Origin of the sequence: Bradyrhizobium algeriense (assembly GCF_003062295.1) — a bacterium.
GTDB classification, from domain to species: domain Bacteria; phylum Pseudomonadota; class Alphaproteobacteria; order Rhizobiales; family Xanthobacteraceae; genus Bradyrhizobium; species Bradyrhizobium algeriense.
This window is the reverse complement of record NZ_PYCN01000005.1, coordinates 202,102-219,399: the sequence shown is the minus strand read 5'-3', so window position 1 is coordinate 219,399 and position 17,298 is coordinate 202,102. Positions and strand designations below refer to the sequence as shown.

Sequence of the window (17,298 nt, the reverse complement as noted above, 5' to 3'; positions counted from 1 at the left end):
GCGGCGTTGACAAGAGCAAGGATAACAAATGGAACTGTCGAACTGGGCGCCCGAGCACTCGGACGCGCTGCGGGAATTTATTGCCAAAGGCATGACCTTTTCGGAAGCCGCGCGAGCCATCAATTCACGATTCAATACGTCCTACTCCCGCAGTGCTGCGCTCGGACGCGCCCGGCGCCTGGGGCTGGGACCGGACGATCGCCAGCAACCGTCGATGCCGACCAAGCCTGCTGAGCTGCACGAGATCGCTGAACCCAGTCCCAGCGATTTCAGGACGCTTGCGCTTCCCTGGCCGACGCCGGTGTTCAAAGAGATCAAGCCGGTCAAGCTGCGTTGTGTGGCGATCGAACCGCGGCATCTCTCCCTGATCGAACTGGAGCGCGGCGACTGCCGCTATCCCTACGGCGGCGATGAAGAGAGCGAGGCGATCACTTTCTGCGGTCATCCGCGCCGCCCGGGTTCGAGCTATTGTACTCCCCATTTTCATCTGAGCCGCGATCCGATCGTGCCCGCCGAGCGTGCGGTGAGCACTATTTCATTGCGCGTGGTGGAGGCGGCATGAAGAACACTGCTGTCACAGGCGTGGCCGACAGGCTGAAACAGTTGCCGCGCCGTCATCGGATCGCTCATCTGCGTGCGCTGATCGGACTTCAGCCGGTGGGCTGCGGCCGTAGGGACGAATTATCCGAACTGCTACGTGACGAGATATCGGGCGCATCAAGCGAATAGATCTTCTGGTCGAAACCGAATTCCACAGTTTTCGAGGAGTCCATCAGATGCCGAGAGCCAAACGCCGAAAGCCGTACAATCCCGCCAAGGCACATGACCGAAGGTCCCGCGACCTGCTACGCAACGCTGAAGTCGCAACCGTCGAGGTCGATAATCCCCTGGCGTTGGAGCCGGGCGAGAAGATCGTTGCGCTGCGGTCGATCCGCAACGATCCGCTCGCTCGGCTGCATTCCCATCGCCAGATCGACGAGGCGCAGTATCAGGCGGGGCGTGCGTTCCAGAGCGATTGGGAGAAGGCCGAACGCGGGCCGCGCGCGGTCGATCCGACCCGGGAATATGTCGATGGCGGGCAGAGCCGCGAACCGATCACCGAGGGCCAGCGCAAGGCCGTGCTGCGGTTGAACCGGGCCGAACGCGAACTCGGCGCGGACGGCTCGGCGCTGGTGCATGACGTCCTGGTCCAGGGCCTGACCATGGAGCAGATCGGCCAGCGGAGGGGCCTGTGTACCAAACGCTGGAGCGACTATTTTTCAAGACGATTCCGCGAATGCCTCGACCGGCTGGCGCTGTTGTATGGATTCGCGACGGAGCATCCTGTCCCCGTCAAAACCCTCCCGCGCTGAATCGCAGCGGCTGTACTACGTCGTAGGCAGCCTTGCTCAGCGGTATGGCGTAGTCGACGGTCAAGGCGCCGAACGGCGAGGCCCAGGTCAGGCCTGCGCCGACCGACGAGCGCACGACATTCTTGTTGGCGACCTGAAGCCCTGCCGTCGATCCGCTGTAGCGGAATACGCTGCCGGCATCGACAAAGGCCGTGGCCCTGAGGCCGTATTCATTGGGCACGCCGGGGATTGCACTCTGCAGTTCGGCGGTCGTTGCCCAATACGCGCTGCCGCCGACATTATCCATCGTGGTGCCCGCCGTCAGGTCGCGCGGGCCGAAGCCATTGGGGGCAAAGCCACGCACCATGGTCGGGCCGCCGAAGAAATTGTTCATCAGCGGCACCTGCTGGCCGCCCCAACCAGTCACGTAGCCGCCCTGGGCGCGAACCATGCCAACGAGGTCGCTGTTGATTGATTTGTAGTAGCGCACGTCTTCCGTCGTCTTCAGAAATTTCACATCACCACCAAGTCCCGCCAGGTCCTGGCTGAGCTGCGACCTAATTCCGCTGGTCGGGCTCTTTGTGTTGTCCAGCGTGCTGTAGGTCGTCGTACTGCCGGGGGCGGAGACCCAGGTCGGACCGGCGGCCGCCGCTTGCCGGACGGCCAGCGATGGTGTCAGGCCCGAGCTGTTCGGCGAAAGCGTGATATTCTGATTGTAGATCGAGTAGCGCCACTGCACGCCGAGTTGCTCGTTGATCGGCGTCCCCAGCTGCAGCCTCGCGCCGTAGGTGGTGGTGCCGTAGGATTGGTAGCTGTTGGCGTCGCTTTGGCGGCCGAAGAGTTCGATCCCCGCCGCGACCTTGGTGCCGAGAAAATAGGGTTCGGACGCGGCCAGATTGACCCCGCGCGCATATTGGCCGTAGGTGAAGGCGGCCTGGACGTTCTTGCCCGTGCCGTAGAAATTCCGGTCGCCGACTTTGACCTCGACGAGCGCGCCATCGGTGGTCGAGTAACCGCCGGCGACGTTGAAATCGCCGGTCGCCTGGTCAACTGCCTCGACATCGAGGATGACATGGTCCGGGGCCGAGCCCGGCCTGTTCGATATCTTCACCGTTTTGAAGTAGTTCAAATTCTTCAAACGCCGCTCGGCCCGGTCTATCAACGTCTTGTTGTAAGCGTCGCCTTCCGCGATATCGAATTCGCGTCGGATCACGTAATCGCGGGTGCGCGTGTTGCCGTGGATCTCGATCCGTTCGACATAGGTGCGAGACCCCTGTTCGATCACGAAGGCGACGTCGATGCGTTGTGCGTTGGCATCGCGGGTGAGGTGGAGGGTCGCCTGGGCAAAGGGATAGCCAAGCTTTGCCATTTCGATCGCCAGCAGTTCGGTGGTCTTGTCCAGGGCGTTGCCGTCGAACACCGCGCCCGGGTGCGCGGTAGGGAGCGCACGAAGCTTGTCGCAATCCATGCCCGGAACGTTGCAGGCGACGCTGACTTCCCGGAAGCGATAGAGCGGACCCTCATCGATTGCGAAGCTCAGCGTAAAACCCTTCGTCGCCGGATCATACTCGGCCTTTGCCGATGAGACGCTGACGTCGGCATAACCCTTGCTGCGGTAGTAAAGCCGCAGCTGTTCCTCGTCTTGCGCGATCCGGTCGGGATCGTAGGCGTCACCGCCGGTCAGGAAACTCAGCATGTGGGTGGCGGAGGTCTTGATCACGGCACTGAGCTGCCGCTTGCCGAAGACTTTGTTGCCGGTGAAGTCGATCTGCCGCACCGGAGTTTTTGCCCCCTCCGCTATGGCGTAGATGAGGTCGACCCGGCCGTTGCCGCGGTCGATGATTTGCGGATCAACGCGGACCTCGGAGCGGCCGGCACGCCGGTATGCCTCGATGATGCGGCCGACGTCGGCTTGCACGGTGGCGCGTTGCAGCGAGCCGCGCGGCTTCGCTTCGACGGCAACGGCAAGGTCGGTGTCCTTGACCTTCTTGTTGCCCTCGAATGCGACGCGGTCGAGCACGGGCGCTTCGGACACATGCACCACAAGCCGCTCGCCGGCGCGTTCGATGGAAATCTTGTCAAACAGGCCCGTTGCAATCAGCGCTTTCAACGCAGCGTCACGCGCGGCTTCGTCGAAATGTCCGTCAGGGCCTGCACGAAAGTGGGAGCGCACGGTCTCGGCGTCGACGCGGCGATTGCCTTCGACGATGACAGACGCTTGCGACGGCGAGGCGATTTCTGCGACGACGGGTGTCGCGAAAATCAATCCGAGGGCGCCGGCAAGCCGAAAAACGGTCCGGTCGCGTTGCGTGATGCGTCTAATCTCTGTGATCCCCACGTCCCGCGGGGCTCCTATTGATCGGCTGAGATCGAATTGCCCGCGCAGGGCAAAAAAATGTCTGGGATAAGGTGAGTTGCGGGCGATGTGCCACAATTTGGACGCCTTCTCTTAATGCGGACTTTCTCAGAATTGTCGCAATGCCCGCTTCATGCTTCGCCATCGAGAGAGCCAGGGACGCTCGCGTACGGAACCGTGCATGCGTCTACGCTCACAGGAGCATCACATGCGTTATGCAGCTTTCGTCGCCGCCGCGCTCATGCTGATTCAGCCCGCGCATGCAGAGAAGACGCCGGAGGTCGATCCGCGTGCTTCGCTCGGCGTGGTCCAGCAATGGATCTATAATTACAGGGCCAAGCCGGACTATGCCCACGTCCCGGCAGCCGTGCGCGTGCTGTTTCATTCGCAGACGTTCAAGGAACCGGAGAATGCCGGAATCTATCTCGGCTTTATCGCGGGTGCGATCGGCTCAAACCCTGCCAAGGCCGAGCAACTCATCGCCGGTTTCTTTCCTGTCCGACCGGAAGACGAATGGGTGATCGTCCGTGCCATCGCCTATTCGGGGCTGCCCGACTGGAGAAACGTTCTGCGCCGGGTCGCGCCACGGATGCCGGGCCGGCGGGTCATGATCGACGCCTACCTGGCGGGCAAGCTGCCGACCTTGACCGACATCCCGCTGGAGGAAATGAAGCCCGGTGTGATGGACAAGTTGCGCGGCGCCTTCACCAAGAATCCCTTCGCCAAGGACGAGCGGAAGCTGAACACGACGCTCACGTTTGCGAGCAATCAGGATTTGCTGGATACGCTGTGGGGCTACTATTTTGCGACCGGCTCGCATGCGCCTATCCAGCGCATCATCCAGATGCTGCCGTGGAGCAAGAGCCGCGACACGGTCGACAAGCTGACGGTCGGAAGCATGGCGCGATACACACTGGCAAGCTATGCGATCCGCGACGCCGGTTTGCGCGATTATCTCCGCAGCGAACTTGCCAGACAGCCCGCGGCGGTCAAGGCGCCGCTCGCCGAAGTGGTCGAGGCGGCGGACACGGTGCAAATCGCAGCGCTCCGCAAGGACGCGCTTGCCGCCGTGGATGAACTCAAGATCAAGGGCTCCGATAGCCGCCGCGACCTCAGCTTCTGGGGTCAGGTCGGTGTCGGAGCGGTCGCGCTCGGTTGCGTCTCTGCGGCTGCGCTGGGGCAGGTCGCGGTCGGCATCCCCTGTGTGATCGGCGGTTCGGCCTCGCAGGGGTTGCTGTCGTTCTGGGAAAAGCAGCAGTAGTTCAGGGCTCGTCGCCGCAGCTCATTCCAGACCGGCGCGGCGAAAGCCTTCGAGATAGTGCTCGCGATCGGCGTCGTGCTTCCAGGGTAACTGCGTCGCGATCCAGGAGAGCGAAATATTGGGCTGGGTCCGGCGCAACTCGTGAAGTGCGGTCCGGGCGAGTTCAATCTGGCCAGTCATGCCGGCCGCGACCGTCAGCACCCGATAGGCGCCGGTGAGGTCGCCGCGCTGACGGGTCGCCTCGCGCGCCAGTGCAATCGCTTCCTGATAGTTCTTTCCGACGAACTGGGCGTAGGCCGCAACGCCGTAATAGATTGCTGAAGAGGGATCGCGCGGGCTCTGGCGGATGGCGCGTTGCGTCGCCGCATAGGCATCCGTCCACCGCCCGCTATAGGACAGCGCCAGCGCGTAGTACCCCTGCGCCAGCGAGAAATTCGGGTTGAGCTGGAGCGCCAGTTCGAACTCGGCCAGCGAATGGTCGAGCCGGCGTGTGGAGAAATACACGCTGCCGAGGGCCGTATGCGCCCAGGCATCCTCGCTATCGGCGGCAATTGCCGACAATGCCGCTTGCTCGGCGACAGGCGCTGCAGTTGCAAGATCAGTCCAGCCCAGATGCACGCCGAACATGTGGTTGGTCGCGAACAGGGCCAGCGCCTGGCCGTAGTTCGGATCGATGGCAATCGCGCGTTCCAGCAGCGCCTGCGCGGCGAGGCTGTCGGGACGCGTCACCCGCCAGTGATGCGACAGCGCCCGCATCACCAGATCCCACGCGTCGACGCTGTTGGGCGGCTTGCGCCGGCTGCGAAAGTTCTCCGCGGCGTAAATCTGCGGCTCGATCGCAGCGACGATGGCGTCGGTGATCTCGTCCTGCACGGCGAAAACGTCGGTGAGGTCGCGGTCGAAACGCTCCGCCCAGATATGACTGCCCGTTGCGGTATCGTTGAGCTGCGCAGTAATGCGTACACGATCGCCGCTCCTTCTCACACTGCCTTCGAGCACGTAACGCACCCCGAGCTCGGCAGCGATCTGCTTCATCTGGACCGCCTTGCCCTTGTAGGTGAACGACGAGTTGCGCGCGATCACGAAGAACCAGCGCAGTTTCGACAGCGCGGTGATGATGTCCTCGCTGATTCCGTCGGAAAAATACTCCTGCTCGCGGTCGTCGCTCATATTGTCGAACGGCAGCACGGCTATTGCCGGCCGGTCGGGCAGCGCTAACCCCGAACGCGGTTGTTCTGTTTCCAGCGCCGAAGCGGTCTGTGCATTGCACGGCCCATTCACGGCGCCGACGAAGCGAAGCCCCTTGCGGGGAATGGTACGAATGAGCCGCTGTTCCTTGCCGTTGTCGCCGATCGCGTTTCGGGCGGCGTTGATCCGGCTGTCCAGCGTCGAGTCCGAGACGTTCCGTCCTCCCCACACCAGCGCAATGAGATCGTTCCGGCTGACCACATGATCGCGGTGTTTCAACAGGTGAACCAGCAAGTCGAACACTTGCGGCTGCATCGCTACCAGTTCGCCGCCGTGGCGCAGCTCGCGACGATCGGTGTCCAGGACGTGATTATCGAAGTTGAATTTCACGTGCGCTACCGCACCTTTCTCAAGAAACAATCAAGTCCGCCTCATGAAGAGATCAAGCGTCAGGCAAAGTCCTGGCGCCATTCTCCGTGCATTCTGCCAAACCGGGGGTTGCAATCCTATTGTCTGCAGCGGAGCCAATTTCATGACGGAAACCCAAGCCATCAGCCCGGCGATGCCGGGTAATCGAATCCCAAGATTCACTGCATTTCTTTTCGGAGGTGTGGCCTATCTCACATTTCTGATCACGATTCTGTACGCCATCGGGTTCGTATCGGGGCTCGCCGTGCCGAAGGCGATCGATAGCGGCGCGAGTACGGGGATATTCGAGGCAATTATCGTGAATCTCGGTCTGATGTCGTTATTTGCCATTCAACATAGCGTCATGGCGCGTAAGTTTTTCAAACACTGGTGGACGCAGTTTATTCCAAAGTCGGTCGAGCGCAGCACCTATGTTTTGTGTGCAAGCCTGACGCTTCTGTTGCTGTTCTGGCAATGGCGTCCGATGCCGGCCGTGATCTGGAACGTCCAGGAGCCGGAAATGGCCATGGTGATCGCCACGCTGTCGTTCATCGGCTGGGTGATCGTGTTCACGAGCACCTTCCTGATCAATCATTTCGAACTGTTCGGACTGCACCAGGTCGCCAACAATCTCGTGGGACGCGAGATGCCGGCGCCCGTCTTCCGGACGCCGTTCTTCTACCGTTTTGTCCGGCACCCGATCTATCTCGGCTTCATCATCGCCTTCTGGGCTGCCCCGACGATGAGCGCCGGGCATCTATTGTTTGCGGCGGTGACCACGGCCTACATCTTCGTCGGCATCATGCTCGAAGAGCGCGATCTCGTCGGCATGTTCGGCGACGAATATCGCCGTTATCGGGAGCGCGTTTCCATGCTATTCCCGTGGCGCAGGCCGGCGTGATCACTTCTCAATCAAGGAGACAGAAATGATGAAGCATACCGGAAGCTGTTTTTGCGGTGCGGTCGAGGTCCAGGTCACGGGTGCGCCGGAGGGAATGGGTTATTGCCATTGCCGTTCCTGCCGTTCGTGGTCCGGCGGACCGGTGAACGCGTTCACCCTGTGGAAGCCGGAAGCGGTGCGGATCACGGCGGGGGCGCAACATGTCGCGACGTTCGAGAAGACTCCGATGAGCCAGCGCAAGTACTGCGCGGAGTGCGGCGGTCACCTGATGACCAATCATCCGACGCTCGGGCTGGTCGATGTCTTCGCGGCAATTCTGCCGACACTCCCCTTCACGCCTGGCGTTCACGTCAATTACGCCGAGACGGTGCTGCCGATGCGGGATGGGCTGCCCAAACTGAAGGATTTCCCCGCCGAGCTTGGCGGGTCCGGTGAGATGATCGCCGAGTAGGAAAACGGGCATGTAAAGGCGCCGCGAACGCTGTTCGCAGCGTCTGCGCATCGATAAGGCGTCGCTCGACTCCCGGACCTGACCGGGGCGGGCGACGTCTTTTTGGGGTGCCAGCCTTGGAGGCGAGGGCAATGCCGCGCCCCCGCGCGCCGTCATGAGAGCTATGTCAGCGGCAGGTCCCGCCCTGCAAAATCGGGGTTTGGCGTTACCCGTCTGGTTCCGGTAAGAAAGCCTTGAAGTCGCGGCGAAAACCTTCGTTTCGCCAGGCAGAATAACAAGGGGAAATGCCGGAGATGACTGCCAAGCCGCAATTGCCGGAGCGAACGCCGCGCGTAAAGGGCGAACCGACTGCGCTGGATGGTCTGCTGGTCGTCGATTTCACCCGGGTCGTTGCCGGCCCTGCCTGCACGCAGACGCTGGCCGATTTCGGCGCCGAAGTGATCAAGATCGAAAACCCTGACGGGGGTGATGATACCCGCCATTATGAACATGCGGAAATCGGCGGCGAGAGCGCGGCCTTCCTTGGCCTCAATCGCAACAAGCGCGGCATCGCGCTCGATTTCAACAATCCTGCGGCGCTCGAAGTCGCCCGCGAACTGATCGCGAAAGCGGATGTCGTCGTGGAGAATTTCTCCGGCGGCGTGATGAAGAAGTTCGGTCTCGACTATGCCTCCGTCGCGCCGACCAATCCGAAGCTGATCTATTGCTCGATCTCGGCCTATGGCCGCAAGGGCGAGTTCGCCTTGCGTCCGGGGTTTGATCCGATCACACAGGCCGAAAGCGGCTTCATGTCGCTGAACGGATTTCCGGATGGGGAGCCGGTGCGGACCGGTCCGCCGATCGTCGACATGGCGACGGGCATGTCGGCATGCAACGCCATCCTGCTGGCGCTGATAGCTCGCGACCGGCTGGGCCGCGGCCAGCAGGTCGAGGTCGCGCTGATCGACACCGCCGTGGCGATGACCGGTTTCTACGGCATGGCCTATCTGATCAGCGGCGCGAACCCGGGCCGCTTCGGAAATTCGCCGAACGGCTCGCCCACCGTCGGCGTCTATCAGGCATCTGATGGGCCGCTTTACATGGCCTGCGCCAACGACCGCCTGTACCGCCGGCTCGTGGTGGATGTGCTCGATCGGCCGGACCTCGTCACCGATCCCGAGTTCGCCCACAGGAAAAACCGAACCGCCAACAAGGAAAAGTTGCGCGCCATCATCGCCGGTATCTTTGCCAGCGACAGCCTTGAGCACTGGATGGCCAAGATGAAGAAGGCCAACATACCGGTCGGCTATCTGCGCACCGTAGAGGAAGGTTTCAACGCGCCGGAGGTGCGCGAGCGCCATCGCCTCAGCCGGATTCCGCATCCGACCGCGGGCGCCGTCCCCAATATTGAAACGCCGCTGCAAATGAGCTTGACGCCAACCGTCGATCCCGTGGCGGCGCCGCTGCTCGGCGAGCATACCAGGGAGGTGCTCCGAAAGACCCTCGGCTACGATGAGCGACGTATCGTTGATCTGGCCGAGGCGGGGGCTTTCGGGAAGCCGGGCAATACGGCCTGAGCGGCACCGATCAGGTTTGATGCATCTTGCAAACGAATAACATCCCTGCGTTTGCACGACGCCTAACTCTTTCAAAGCTGTAGCTTTTCCCGTTTGTCTGCGGTTAATGTGCCGGCAAAATGGGAGAGAAGTACCATGAACGACGGGACGCCCAGCCGGCCGGCGAGGAATGTCGAACTCGGCGCCAGCGGCGAAGAATTCCAGAATCTCCACGAATTCGTCCGCAAAGCCCGCGCCCGACTCAACCAGAACGCATGGGACTATATCGTCGGCGCCTCGGAGACGGAGACCACCATGCGCCGCAACCGCATGGCGCTCGACGAGATTGCATTCCGGCCCCGGGTGCTGCGCAATGTTGCTGAGGTCGACGGGTCGACCGAGGTATTCGGCCGCCGCTTGCGCCTGCCGGTCATGATTGCGCCGGTCGGCGCACTCGAGATTTTCGATCCCGATTCAGGCGCGGCCGTCGCGCGGGGAGCCGGTCGGTTCGGCGCGGCCCACATGCTGAGTTCGGTGTCCGAACCAGGACTTGAGGCGACCGCCAAGGGTGCGCCCGACGCGCTGCGCATTTACCAGCTCTATGTCCGCGGTGATGACGCCTTCGTCGAGGACGTTGTCAGTCGAACGATTGATAATGGCTATGCCGCGTTCTGCCTGACCGTCGACACGGCGCATTACAGTCGGCGCGAGCGCGATATCGCCAAGCGGTATGTCCGCGAAAGCCGCATCCGCGCTACCGGCGGCGACTTCCAGAAGGGGCTGGATTGGCGCACGGTGAAGCTGATCAAGCACAAGTATAAAATTCCGCTGGTGATCAAGGGCATTGCGACTGCGGAAGACGCCGCCATCGCGCTCGATCATGGCGTGGATTGGATCTATGTGTCGAACCACGGCGGCCGCCAGCTCGACCATGGACGAGGGTCCATGCACGTCCTGCCGGAAATCGTCGACGCCGTTGCCGGCCGCGCCAAGATCGTGGTCGACGGTTCGTTCTGCCGCGGCACCGACATCGTAAAGGCGATCGCTTCCGGGGCTGATCTGGTTGGCATCGGCCGGCTGCAATGCTGGGCGCTCGCAGCCGCGGGCGAAGCCGGCATCGTGCGGATGCTGGAGCTGCTGGAAGATGAGGTTATCCGCTGTCTCGGGCTGCTCGGCGTCACCAGCTTGGCCGAACTCGACAAGTCTTATCTGCATGCCGCGACCGCGACGAATCTGCCGAGCGTGTTCAGCGCCTTTCCATTGCTGGATATCGAGCCCTACCGCTATTGAGAAGGGCGGCCGCGCCGGGTCTTTTCGCCTGAAACCATCCCTGTCATTTCCCGAGCTGGTGGCTCGTCAGGGAACCTGGCGGGGCATCTCCGCATTATCAGCTGCGCCGAGGACGGCGCCGCCAAACACGAGTCTGATCTCCCATGGCCAAGTAGTCGCGAGCGAATGGCAGAAAATCCTTTCGCTCAATTCAGCCTCGAGAAGGCTATCGGCCTTCGCTGGACGTTGCGGGATATTCAGGCTCGCCGGCTGAAAATGTCGCCGGTCAGCGAGGAAGATTTAAGGACATTGACGGGCCTCGGCCTGGTCGAAGTGCGCGACGAAGGTCTCGTCCTGACGCCGGCCGGAACGGCCGCGCTGAACGGATCATAGTCAGCGCGCCTTCAGGAAGCTTTCGCCGGAATCGCAAGGCGTGCAGCGGTAGGTCAGGACGTCGTAATTCTGGTCGCGCGGCTCGATCGTGGCCAGCCGCATCTGTGCGCCGCATTTCATGCAAGGCATTTCTATGCTGGTTTGAAAGCGCGTGCAGGTAGGCGTCGGTCGAAGCGTTTGCAGCATTTTATCCCCATGTCCCAAGAGAGACTTAAAAAACAGAGACGCAACGCCACCGACAGTCGATCCCTTAACCCGAATCACTATGCCACACTGTTGCCACCATTGGAATCCGGCGCCGCATCCGTATGGCTAGGTCGCGAGGAAAGGAAATCATTCCTTTGGCCCCATTCGTTGGGATTGGGCCGGCCGGATGCCGACAGCCAGGCCTGTGCCCTGGCGGAGCTCGATCCAATACGACGCAGACGCAGCCGGGAATTGTGCTAACCTGCCAAAGTCGACATTGGAGAAGCGACCATGACTGAACCGAAACTCGAAGTCCCGGCCGAGCTGCGCGATCTGGCCGAGAAAACCATCGATCAGGCAGAAAAGGCGTTCGGCATGTTCTTCGATGCCGCCGGAAAGTCCATGACGTCGATGCCCGGTGCGGGTACGGAAATTTCCAGGCAGGCGCTGTCGTTCACCGAGCAGAATATGAAGGCAGCCTTCGAGCATGCCCGCAAACTCGTTCACGCGACCGACCTCCAGGAAGCGATGCGGATCCAGTCTGAATTCCTGCGCAGCCAGTTCACCAACGCCGGCGAACATATGCGTCAGATCACGGGCGGCGTCATATCGGCCACAAAAGATTCGACGAAAGGCAAGTTCTGAGGAGGCGCGCTAGCGGCGGCGTCCGATCGCGACACCGAACAGAAAAGCGACGAACAGGCTGGTCAGCGGCGCTTCGCGGGTAATCGCACTGATGGTCGATAGCGGCATTCCCGGTTGCCGTGCCGCCGTGATCGTGTCGCTGAGACGGCCGACCGCAGCCTGCAGCGCAGCAGACACTTCCGTGAGCGTGCGCGATACGTCGGTCGCCGTGTCGATGGCGCGTTCGGCCATGCCGGGTTGCGATGGATCTGAGGTTTCGATTTTCACGTTCTGCAACTCACTCGATCGCTTGCCGGGGTGGCGGCTGACGTCCTGTCAATACACGGCCAGGACAATTGTTCCCTGCCAGTTATCGCCGCTTTGCCGGGTCAATGGAGGAACCTTCGTCGTCGCCAGGATTTGATTCGTCAGAGGAAATTAACACGGATTTTCGGATGGCGAAGGATCTGGCGGAAGATCGTTTGAATCGACATGGTGGCGCGCCGCTGAAGGTTGCGATTGCGGTCGCGGTTTTCGGCGTGCTCGGGATGCTGATCGTCACCCACGGGCTATGGAATCAGCCGAAGGTACGGCCGGCCGTGATCGCGAATTACAGCTCCACCGGCGAGGCTGCCCGGGCAGCCGGCGCACAGGTCATGCCGACCGAGCCGAAGCTGCAGGTGGAGCCTGAGCCACTCGTACCGAAGCCCGTTCACCCGGTTAATCCGGCGGCGCCTCGGTAGAGCGCGACGTTGACACGTCGGGCAAATCACCGGCATAACGGCATCATCACAGAAATTCGCGGGCTTCGAACGAGCGCGTCGGCGCACGCTGACGAATGCGCCCCAGCACGCAGCCAACCCGGCAGCGACCAGCACGAGCAGCGGATTGTCGCAAAACGAGCTGCCGTATTGGCACATCGCTACGCCCAGCGAACCGATCTCGTGATGGCCCGCCGCATAGAACAAGCTCGACAGAATCGCGAGCATGGCAGCAACGAAAAACATCTGAAGGCCTCCTTGCGCTCTGTTGGGCCGCGGGTTGCGCCATCCACGGCCCAACAATTTTCGTTTTCGATGCCCGATCTGAATCTGTTTGCTCAGACCACTTGACGCGTCGGGCAAATCAGGGGCACATTGACACCATCGCCGATATCGTAGAGCCCGCGCCGGAAACGGTGGTGGGCTTTTTCGTTTTACAAAACAATCGGCCAGACCGATTTCAATTTGTCGAAACCGTTTGCCGAACTTTCCGTAATTCGGTGACCGCTTGAAAACGGTTTGACATGTCGGGCAAATCACCGGCATAAGGTCATCATCGCGAAAATCATAAAGCCCGCACGGAGCAATCCGTCGCGGGCTTTTTGTTTGAAATCCCCCAATCGGACGGCGGCCGCACATCGACGCCGCAACTCCCAACGCCCCCGCCGGGCGTCGCGAGCGCGCCGTCGTCCGAGCCTTCAATCGCACACACCATTGGCCGGCACGCGCGAACGCGCCGGCTTGCGGCGCGGATCGTCACCGCCGCACGCGGCCCCTGACGGGATAAGGTTCGCGCCCCAAATGATCTGCGCCTGCACCGCGATCATGCCGCACGTTTCTTTTCCCGGAGAGAAGCCGATGACCGCCTATCTGATATCGCTCGCGCTTGTCGGCCTCGTTGTCATCGCCGTATCGGAGGAATTGTCGTGAGTGCCGAAATCATTCAATTCATCACGCGTCCCAAACAGGACGACACACAAACAGATTTTCCGACGATTGCTTTCCGCTCGGCCGTGCAGGATCCCGCTATCAGTCCTGTCGATATCGCGCCAGACAAGCATGCCGGACCGATCAAGCGAGAAACCTAGCGTGGCCAAGACTCTTGTTGAAATTCGATCTCTTGCACGGAGCCACACCAGGACCGCGATCCGCGTTCTCGTCGGCATCATGCGATGCAAGGATGCAACACCCGCCGCCCGCGTCTCGGCCGCCAACGCCATTCTCGATCGCGGCTGGGGCAAGGCCACGCAGGCGCTGGAGAACAGCGGCGACGGTGCGCTCGAAGTGATTCATCGGATCGAGCGCGTCATTGGGAATGACGATGATGTTGCGGACACGCTCGGGGAACTTCATCAGTTGACATTCCTTGACGCCGCCCCCGTTCCCGAATTTGATCAAGGGCACTGGTGGCTTGCCTTTCGTGGAACCGAGCCGGTCGCGTTCGCCGGCATCATTCCATCCACCCATGTTTTCAATGCGGGCTATTTTTGCCGCGTTGGTGTGCTTGGGGAGCATTGCGGGCGTCGGCTTCAGTTGCGCCTGATGCGCGCCATGGAGGCGCGTGCGCGTCTGAATGGGTGGTGTTCGATCATCTCTGACACCACAGATAATATGCACTCAGCCAACAACTTCATCCGCGCGGGCTATCGCCTGTTCAACCCCAAGGCTCCCTGGGCCTGGCCGCATACGCTTTATTGGCGCAAGGACGTGAAATAGCGGCTCGTCCGTTGTGTACCGCAAATTGCTCTACTCGCCCGGTGGCCTTGCAGCCACCGGGCGTTTTTGCGTTTTAGGGGCCAGCGCCTTGTGGCGGAGTAGCCATGCTTCCTGTACGCCTTGATCATTGGCGGTCAGGCGGTAGACTGGCAAGGCTCGGGCGGCGCACACCAACGGAGCAGGCGAGGAAACAGCATGGCGGGAGGCGGCGGAAAGCCGGATGCAGGTTCGTCCGCGGGGCCGGGTGCGGACAGCTATGTCGCCATGGTTGCGCGTGCCAAGGCCCTGATTCCGGAATTGCGCGAGCGTGCTTCAAAGACGGAAGAGCTTCGGCGCCTGCCGCCGGAGACCGAGCGCGATTTGCATGACGCCGGCCTGTTCCGAATCGTGCAACCCAAGCGCGTTGGAGGTGCCGAGCTTGACTATGTGGCTCTGGTCGATTGCGCCGACGCGCTGGGGCAGGCGGACGCTTCCGTGGCGTGGAATTTCGCCAATCTTGCCAGTCATCACTGGATGCTGGGCATGTTTGACCGGCAAGCGCAGGACGCCGTCTGGAGCAGGAATGCCGATACGTTGATCGCGTCGTCCTTCATCTTTCCAGCCGGCCGCGCGAGAAAGGCGGATGGAGGATATGTCCTACGTGGTCACTGGCCGTTCTCCTCGGGCGTCGAATCTTGCGACTGGAACATGCTTGCCGGCGTGGTGTCATCGGACGATGAGGCTGACGGCATCGAATATCGTATATTCCTGCTTAACAGGAGTGAGTACAGGATCAATGACACCTGGAATGCGACGGGACTGTGCGGTACCGGATCGAACGACGTATGGGTCGAGGATGCCTTTGTTGCGGAGAAAATGACCGTCGCGGTCAGTGACCTGACCGGCGGACCGACGCCGGGAAGCATGGTCAACCCAAACGCGCTGTATGCGCTGCCGGTATTCTCTCTCTTTCCTTACGTGTTGTCGGGTGTCGGCTTGGGTAATGCGCAAGCCTGTCTGAATGACTACGTCGAATTGGCGCGGCATCGGGCCTCGACCTACAATCGTGCCAAACTCAGCGACCTGCAGACGACCCAAATCAAGATCGCAGAGGCCTCCGCCAAGATCGACGCTGCCCGCCTCGTCATGCGCACGAACTGCATCGATGCGATGGATGACGCAAGGCGTGGCCACGTCCCGGATCTTGCGGACAAGACGCGACTTCGGCGGGATGGCGCTTTTTCGGTGAAGCTCTGCACCGAAGCGGTCTCGCTGTTGTTCGCGGCAAGCGGTGCGCGCAGTCTGTTCACGTCAGGCGCGCTGCAGCGGCAATTCCGCGACGCCCACGCGGTGAATTCGCACCTCGCATTCAATTTTGATGCGGCGGGAACCAACTATGGACGCGTGGCGCTTGGCCTGCCGTCCGAAAATCTGACGCTCTGAGGCTGGCGGATGTCTGACGCACCCAAACATCCAGCCGATCCGGCCAATGAATTTGCCAGCGACAACTCGGCGATCGATCCCCGGGACTTCCGCAATGCACTTGGCACGTTCGCCACAGGCGTCACTATCGTCACGGCGATGGCGGCGGATGGAAGGCCGTATGGCGTGACCTGCAACTCGTTTGCCTCGGTGTCGCTCAATCCGCCGCTGGTGTTGTGGAGTCTGGGGATGTTTTCCCAAGGACTCACGATCTTCCAGAATGCCAGCCATTTCACGATCAATGTTCTCGGAGCTTCCCAGCAAGCACTGGCGTCGCAGTTTGCAAAATCGTCGGACGACAAGTTTGCTGGCGTGAGCTGGACGCCGGGGCTTGGCAACGCGCCGGTGTTGACCGACAGCGTCGCCAATTTCCAATGCCGCGCGGCCAATCGGTATTACGGCGGCGACCACATCATCTTCCTGGGTGCCGTCGAAGCTTACACCTATAATCGGCAGGAACCCCTGCTGTTCGCACGCGGCAGCTTCGGCCGTTTTATTGCCGGGGACGGCAAGGCGTCCTCGTGAACGGACCGCCGAAGCTTGCGGTCCTGCGGTAGAGCCGCAATTTTAATTCTTTGCCATCTCTGCGCGATACCAGTCGCCAATCTCGCTGGCCGTCATCAGTGCCACCCCGTCGTGACCGAGGACGTAGTCGAGCAGCGCCTCCAGATATTTGATGCGATGCGGCACGCCGGTGATGTAGGGGTGAATCGATATTGCCATGATCCGCGCGTTCGACGCGCCTTCGAGATATAGCCGGTCGAACTGATCGGTGCAGCGTTTCAGGAATTGCTCGGAAGGCAGATGCTGCAGCGCATGGATGACGATGTCGTTGGTTTCGACCGAATAGGGAATTGTGGTGATAGTGCCGTGAGGCGTGGCGATGTCCTGCGGCAAATCGTCGATCACCCAATCAGCGACATACTCGATGCCGTTGAGGCGAAGCAGATCAAGGGTTTCTTCGGTCTCCGTGAGGCCCGGGCTTTCCCATGACCGCGGTGGCTTCCCCGCAAATTTGGAAATTGTCTCGACCGAGCGCTTGATGGCATCCGCCTGGTTCTCGACCTTGTGCATCGGCCCCTGCACGAAACCGTGACCCATGAATTCGAATCCGGCGTCGAGAGCAGCAGACGCGACACGCGGGTAGGTGTTGCAGACATTGGCATTGATCGCCAACGTCACCGGTATTTTGCGATCGGTCAGCGCCTTGAACTGTCGCCAGAAGCCGGCGCGCATCCCGTATTCATGCCATGACCAGTTCGGCACGTCGGGCAATAGCGGCTGACCCATCGGCGGGCTCAGCACCGTGCGAGGCATGGCGTTCTCGATCCGCCATTCTTCGACATTGAGGATAACCCACACCGCAAGCCTCTTGCCGCCGGGGAGCGTCAGCTTCGGTCGGTCGACTTGCGCTTGATAGGGGATGCGGTCGTTCAAGGCCACGGCAAGCTTTCCTG

The 17,298-nt window shown here is 61.3% G+C and carries 21 protein-coding genes; 16 read left to right on the top strand and 5 right to left on the bottom strand.

The window, feature by feature from the left end; genetic code table 11:
- The first annotated feature begins 28 nt into the window (after window positions 1-28).
- Genes C7G61_RS13955 through C7G61_RS13950 form a run of 3 tightly spaced genes read left to right on the top strand, consistent with a single transcriptional unit; the run spans window position 29 to window position 1,352 of the window.
- A complete protein-coding gene (locus C7G61_RS13955) occupies window positions 29-562 on the top strand; it encodes a GcrA family cell cycle regulator (protein WP_108514854.1) in 534 nt (177 codons plus the stop codon).
- Window positions 559-729 carry a hypothetical protein gene (locus tag C7G61_RS44610; protein WP_190241805.1) on the top strand — a complete coding sequence of 57 codons (171 nt, stop codon included), beginning with the start codon at window positions 559-561 and terminating at the stop codon, window positions 727-729. Before C7G61_RS13955 ends, C7G61_RS44610 begins: the two co-directional genes overlap by 4 nt.
- Window positions 730-776: 47 nt before the next feature.
- Entirely contained in the window at window positions 777-1,352 is a 576-nt protein-coding gene (locus tag C7G61_RS13950) for a DUF6456 domain-containing protein (RefSeq protein ID WP_108514852.1), read from the top strand.
- Here the strand turns inward: C7G61_RS13950 and bamA are convergent.
- A complete protein-coding gene (gene bamA, locus C7G61_RS13945; RefSeq protein WP_108515078.1) occupies window positions 1,333-3,597 on the bottom strand; it encodes an outer membrane protein assembly factor BamA in 2,265 nt (754 codons plus the stop codon). The genes C7G61_RS13950 and bamA overlap by 20 nt on opposite strands.
- Before the next feature lie 298 nt (window positions 3,598-3,895).
- Here bamA and C7G61_RS13940 point away from each other — a divergent pair, with 298 nt between their 5' ends.
- A complete protein-coding gene (locus C7G61_RS13940; protein WP_108514850.1) occupies window positions 3,896-4,948 on the top strand; it encodes a hypothetical protein in 1,053 nt (350 codons plus the stop codon).
- Window positions 4,949-4,969: 21 nt separating this feature from the next.
- On the opposite strand, the gene C7G61_RS13935 is transcribed toward C7G61_RS13940, so the two are convergent.
- Window positions 4,970-6,526, bottom strand: coding sequence for a winged helix-turn-helix domain-containing tetratricopeptide repeat protein (locus tag C7G61_RS13935; RefSeq protein ID WP_108514848.1), 1,557 nt, complete (start codon window positions 6,524-6,526; stop codon window positions 4,970-4,972).
- Window positions 6,527-6,668: 142 nt separating this feature from the next.
- Here C7G61_RS13935 and mddA point away from each other — a divergent pair, with 142 nt between their 5' ends.
- From mddA to C7G61_RS13905, 6 genes are all read left to right on the top strand, one after another.
- On the top strand, window positions 6,669-7,445 hold the full coding sequence (mddA, locus tag C7G61_RS13930; RefSeq protein WP_108514846.1) for a methanethiol S-methyltransferase: 777 nt from the start codon (window positions 6,669-6,671) through the stop codon (window positions 7,443-7,445).
- Between the two features lie 28 nt (window positions 7,446-7,473).
- The gene (locus tag C7G61_RS13925) at window positions 7,474-7,896 is read left to right on the top strand and encodes a GFA family protein (protein WP_108515076.1); all 423 of its coding nucleotides are present in this window, start codon (window positions 7,474-7,476) and stop codon (window positions 7,894-7,896) included.
- A 293-nt stretch (window positions 7,897-8,189) separates the two neighbouring features.
- On the top strand, window positions 8,190-9,452 hold the full coding sequence (locus C7G61_RS13920; protein WP_108514844.1) for a CaiB/BaiF CoA transferase family protein: 1,263 nt from the start codon (window positions 8,190-8,192) through the stop codon (window positions 9,450-9,452).
- A 135-nt stretch (window positions 9,453-9,587) separates the two neighbouring features.
- Window positions 9,588-10,721, top strand: coding sequence for an alpha-hydroxy acid oxidase (locus C7G61_RS13915; RefSeq protein ID WP_108514842.1), 1,134 nt, complete (start codon window positions 9,588-9,590; stop codon window positions 10,719-10,721).
- Between the two features lie 165 nt (window positions 10,722-10,886).
- The gene (locus C7G61_RS13910; protein WP_108514840.1) at window positions 10,887-11,093 is read left to right on the top strand and encodes a hypothetical protein; all 207 of its coding nucleotides are present in this window, start codon (window positions 10,887-10,889) and stop codon (window positions 11,091-11,093) included.
- Window positions 11,094-11,570: 477 nt separating this feature from the next.
- On the top strand, window positions 11,571-11,924 hold the full coding sequence (locus C7G61_RS13905) for a phasin (protein WP_108514838.1): 354 nt from the start codon (window positions 11,571-11,573) through the stop codon (window positions 11,922-11,924).
- Window positions 11,925-11,933: 9 nt separating this feature from the next.
- Here the strand turns inward: C7G61_RS13905 and C7G61_RS13900 are convergent, their stop codons facing one another.
- Window positions 11,934-12,155, bottom strand: a complete 222-nt coding sequence (locus C7G61_RS13900; RefSeq protein ID WP_190241816.1) for a hypothetical protein — start codon at window positions 12,153-12,155, stop codon at window positions 11,934-11,936.
- Between the two features lie 203 nt (window positions 12,156-12,358).
- Between C7G61_RS13900 and C7G61_RS13895 the strand changes: the two genes are divergently transcribed.
- A complete protein-coding gene (locus C7G61_RS13895; protein WP_108514833.1) occupies window positions 12,359-12,646 on the top strand; it encodes a hypothetical protein in 288 nt (95 codons plus the stop codon).
- A gap of 9 nt (window positions 12,647-12,655) precedes the next feature.
- The gene (locus C7G61_RS47200; protein WP_190241804.1) at window positions 12,656-13,015 is read left to right on the top strand and encodes a hypothetical protein; all 360 of its coding nucleotides are present in this window, start codon (window positions 12,656-12,658) and stop codon (window positions 13,013-13,015) included.
- 347 nt (window positions 13,016-13,362) lie between these two features.
- On the opposite strand, the gene C7G61_RS46995 is transcribed toward C7G61_RS47200, so the two are convergent.
- The gene (locus C7G61_RS46995; protein ID WP_274542271.1) at window positions 13,363-13,491 is read right to left on the bottom strand and encodes a hypothetical protein; all 129 of its coding nucleotides are present in this window, start codon (window positions 13,489-13,491) and stop codon (window positions 13,363-13,365) included.
- 99 nt (window positions 13,492-13,590) lie between these two features.
- Between C7G61_RS46995 and C7G61_RS44600 the strand changes: the two genes are divergently transcribed.
- The 4 genes from C7G61_RS44600 (at window position 13,591) to C7G61_RS13875 (ending at window position 16,366) form a co-directional block, all read left to right on the top strand.
- Window positions 13,591-13,752 carry a hypothetical protein gene (locus C7G61_RS44600; protein ID WP_190241803.1) on the top strand — a complete coding sequence of 54 codons (162 nt, stop codon included), beginning with the start codon at window positions 13,591-13,593 and terminating at the stop codon, window positions 13,750-13,752.
- 1 nt (window position 13,753) lies between these two features.
- Window positions 13,754-14,380 (top strand): GNAT family N-acetyltransferase, encoded by a 627-nt coding sequence (locus C7G61_RS13885; RefSeq protein WP_338026078.1) that lies wholly within the window; start codon window positions 13,754-13,756, stop codon window positions 14,378-14,380.
- Window positions 14,381-14,575: 195 nt separating this feature from the next.
- Window positions 14,576-15,802: an acyl-CoA dehydrogenase family protein gene (locus tag C7G61_RS13880; RefSeq protein ID WP_108514831.1), complete on the top strand. Its 1,227-nt coding sequence runs from the start codon at window positions 14,576-14,578 to the stop codon at window positions 15,800-15,802.
- Window positions 15,803-15,811: 9 nt separating this feature from the next.
- The gene (locus tag C7G61_RS13875) at window positions 15,812-16,366 is read left to right on the top strand and encodes a flavin reductase family protein (protein ID WP_108514829.1); all 555 of its coding nucleotides are present in this window, start codon (window positions 15,812-15,814) and stop codon (window positions 16,364-16,366) included.
- A gap of 42 nt (window positions 16,367-16,408) precedes the next feature.
- Here C7G61_RS13875 and C7G61_RS13870 read toward each other — a convergent pair whose 3' ends face one another.
- Entirely contained in the window at window positions 16,409-17,284 is an 876-nt protein-coding gene (locus C7G61_RS13870) for a polysaccharide deacetylase family protein (protein ID WP_108514827.1), read from the bottom strand.
- Between the last annotated feature and the right edge of the window lie 14 nt (window positions 17,285-17,298).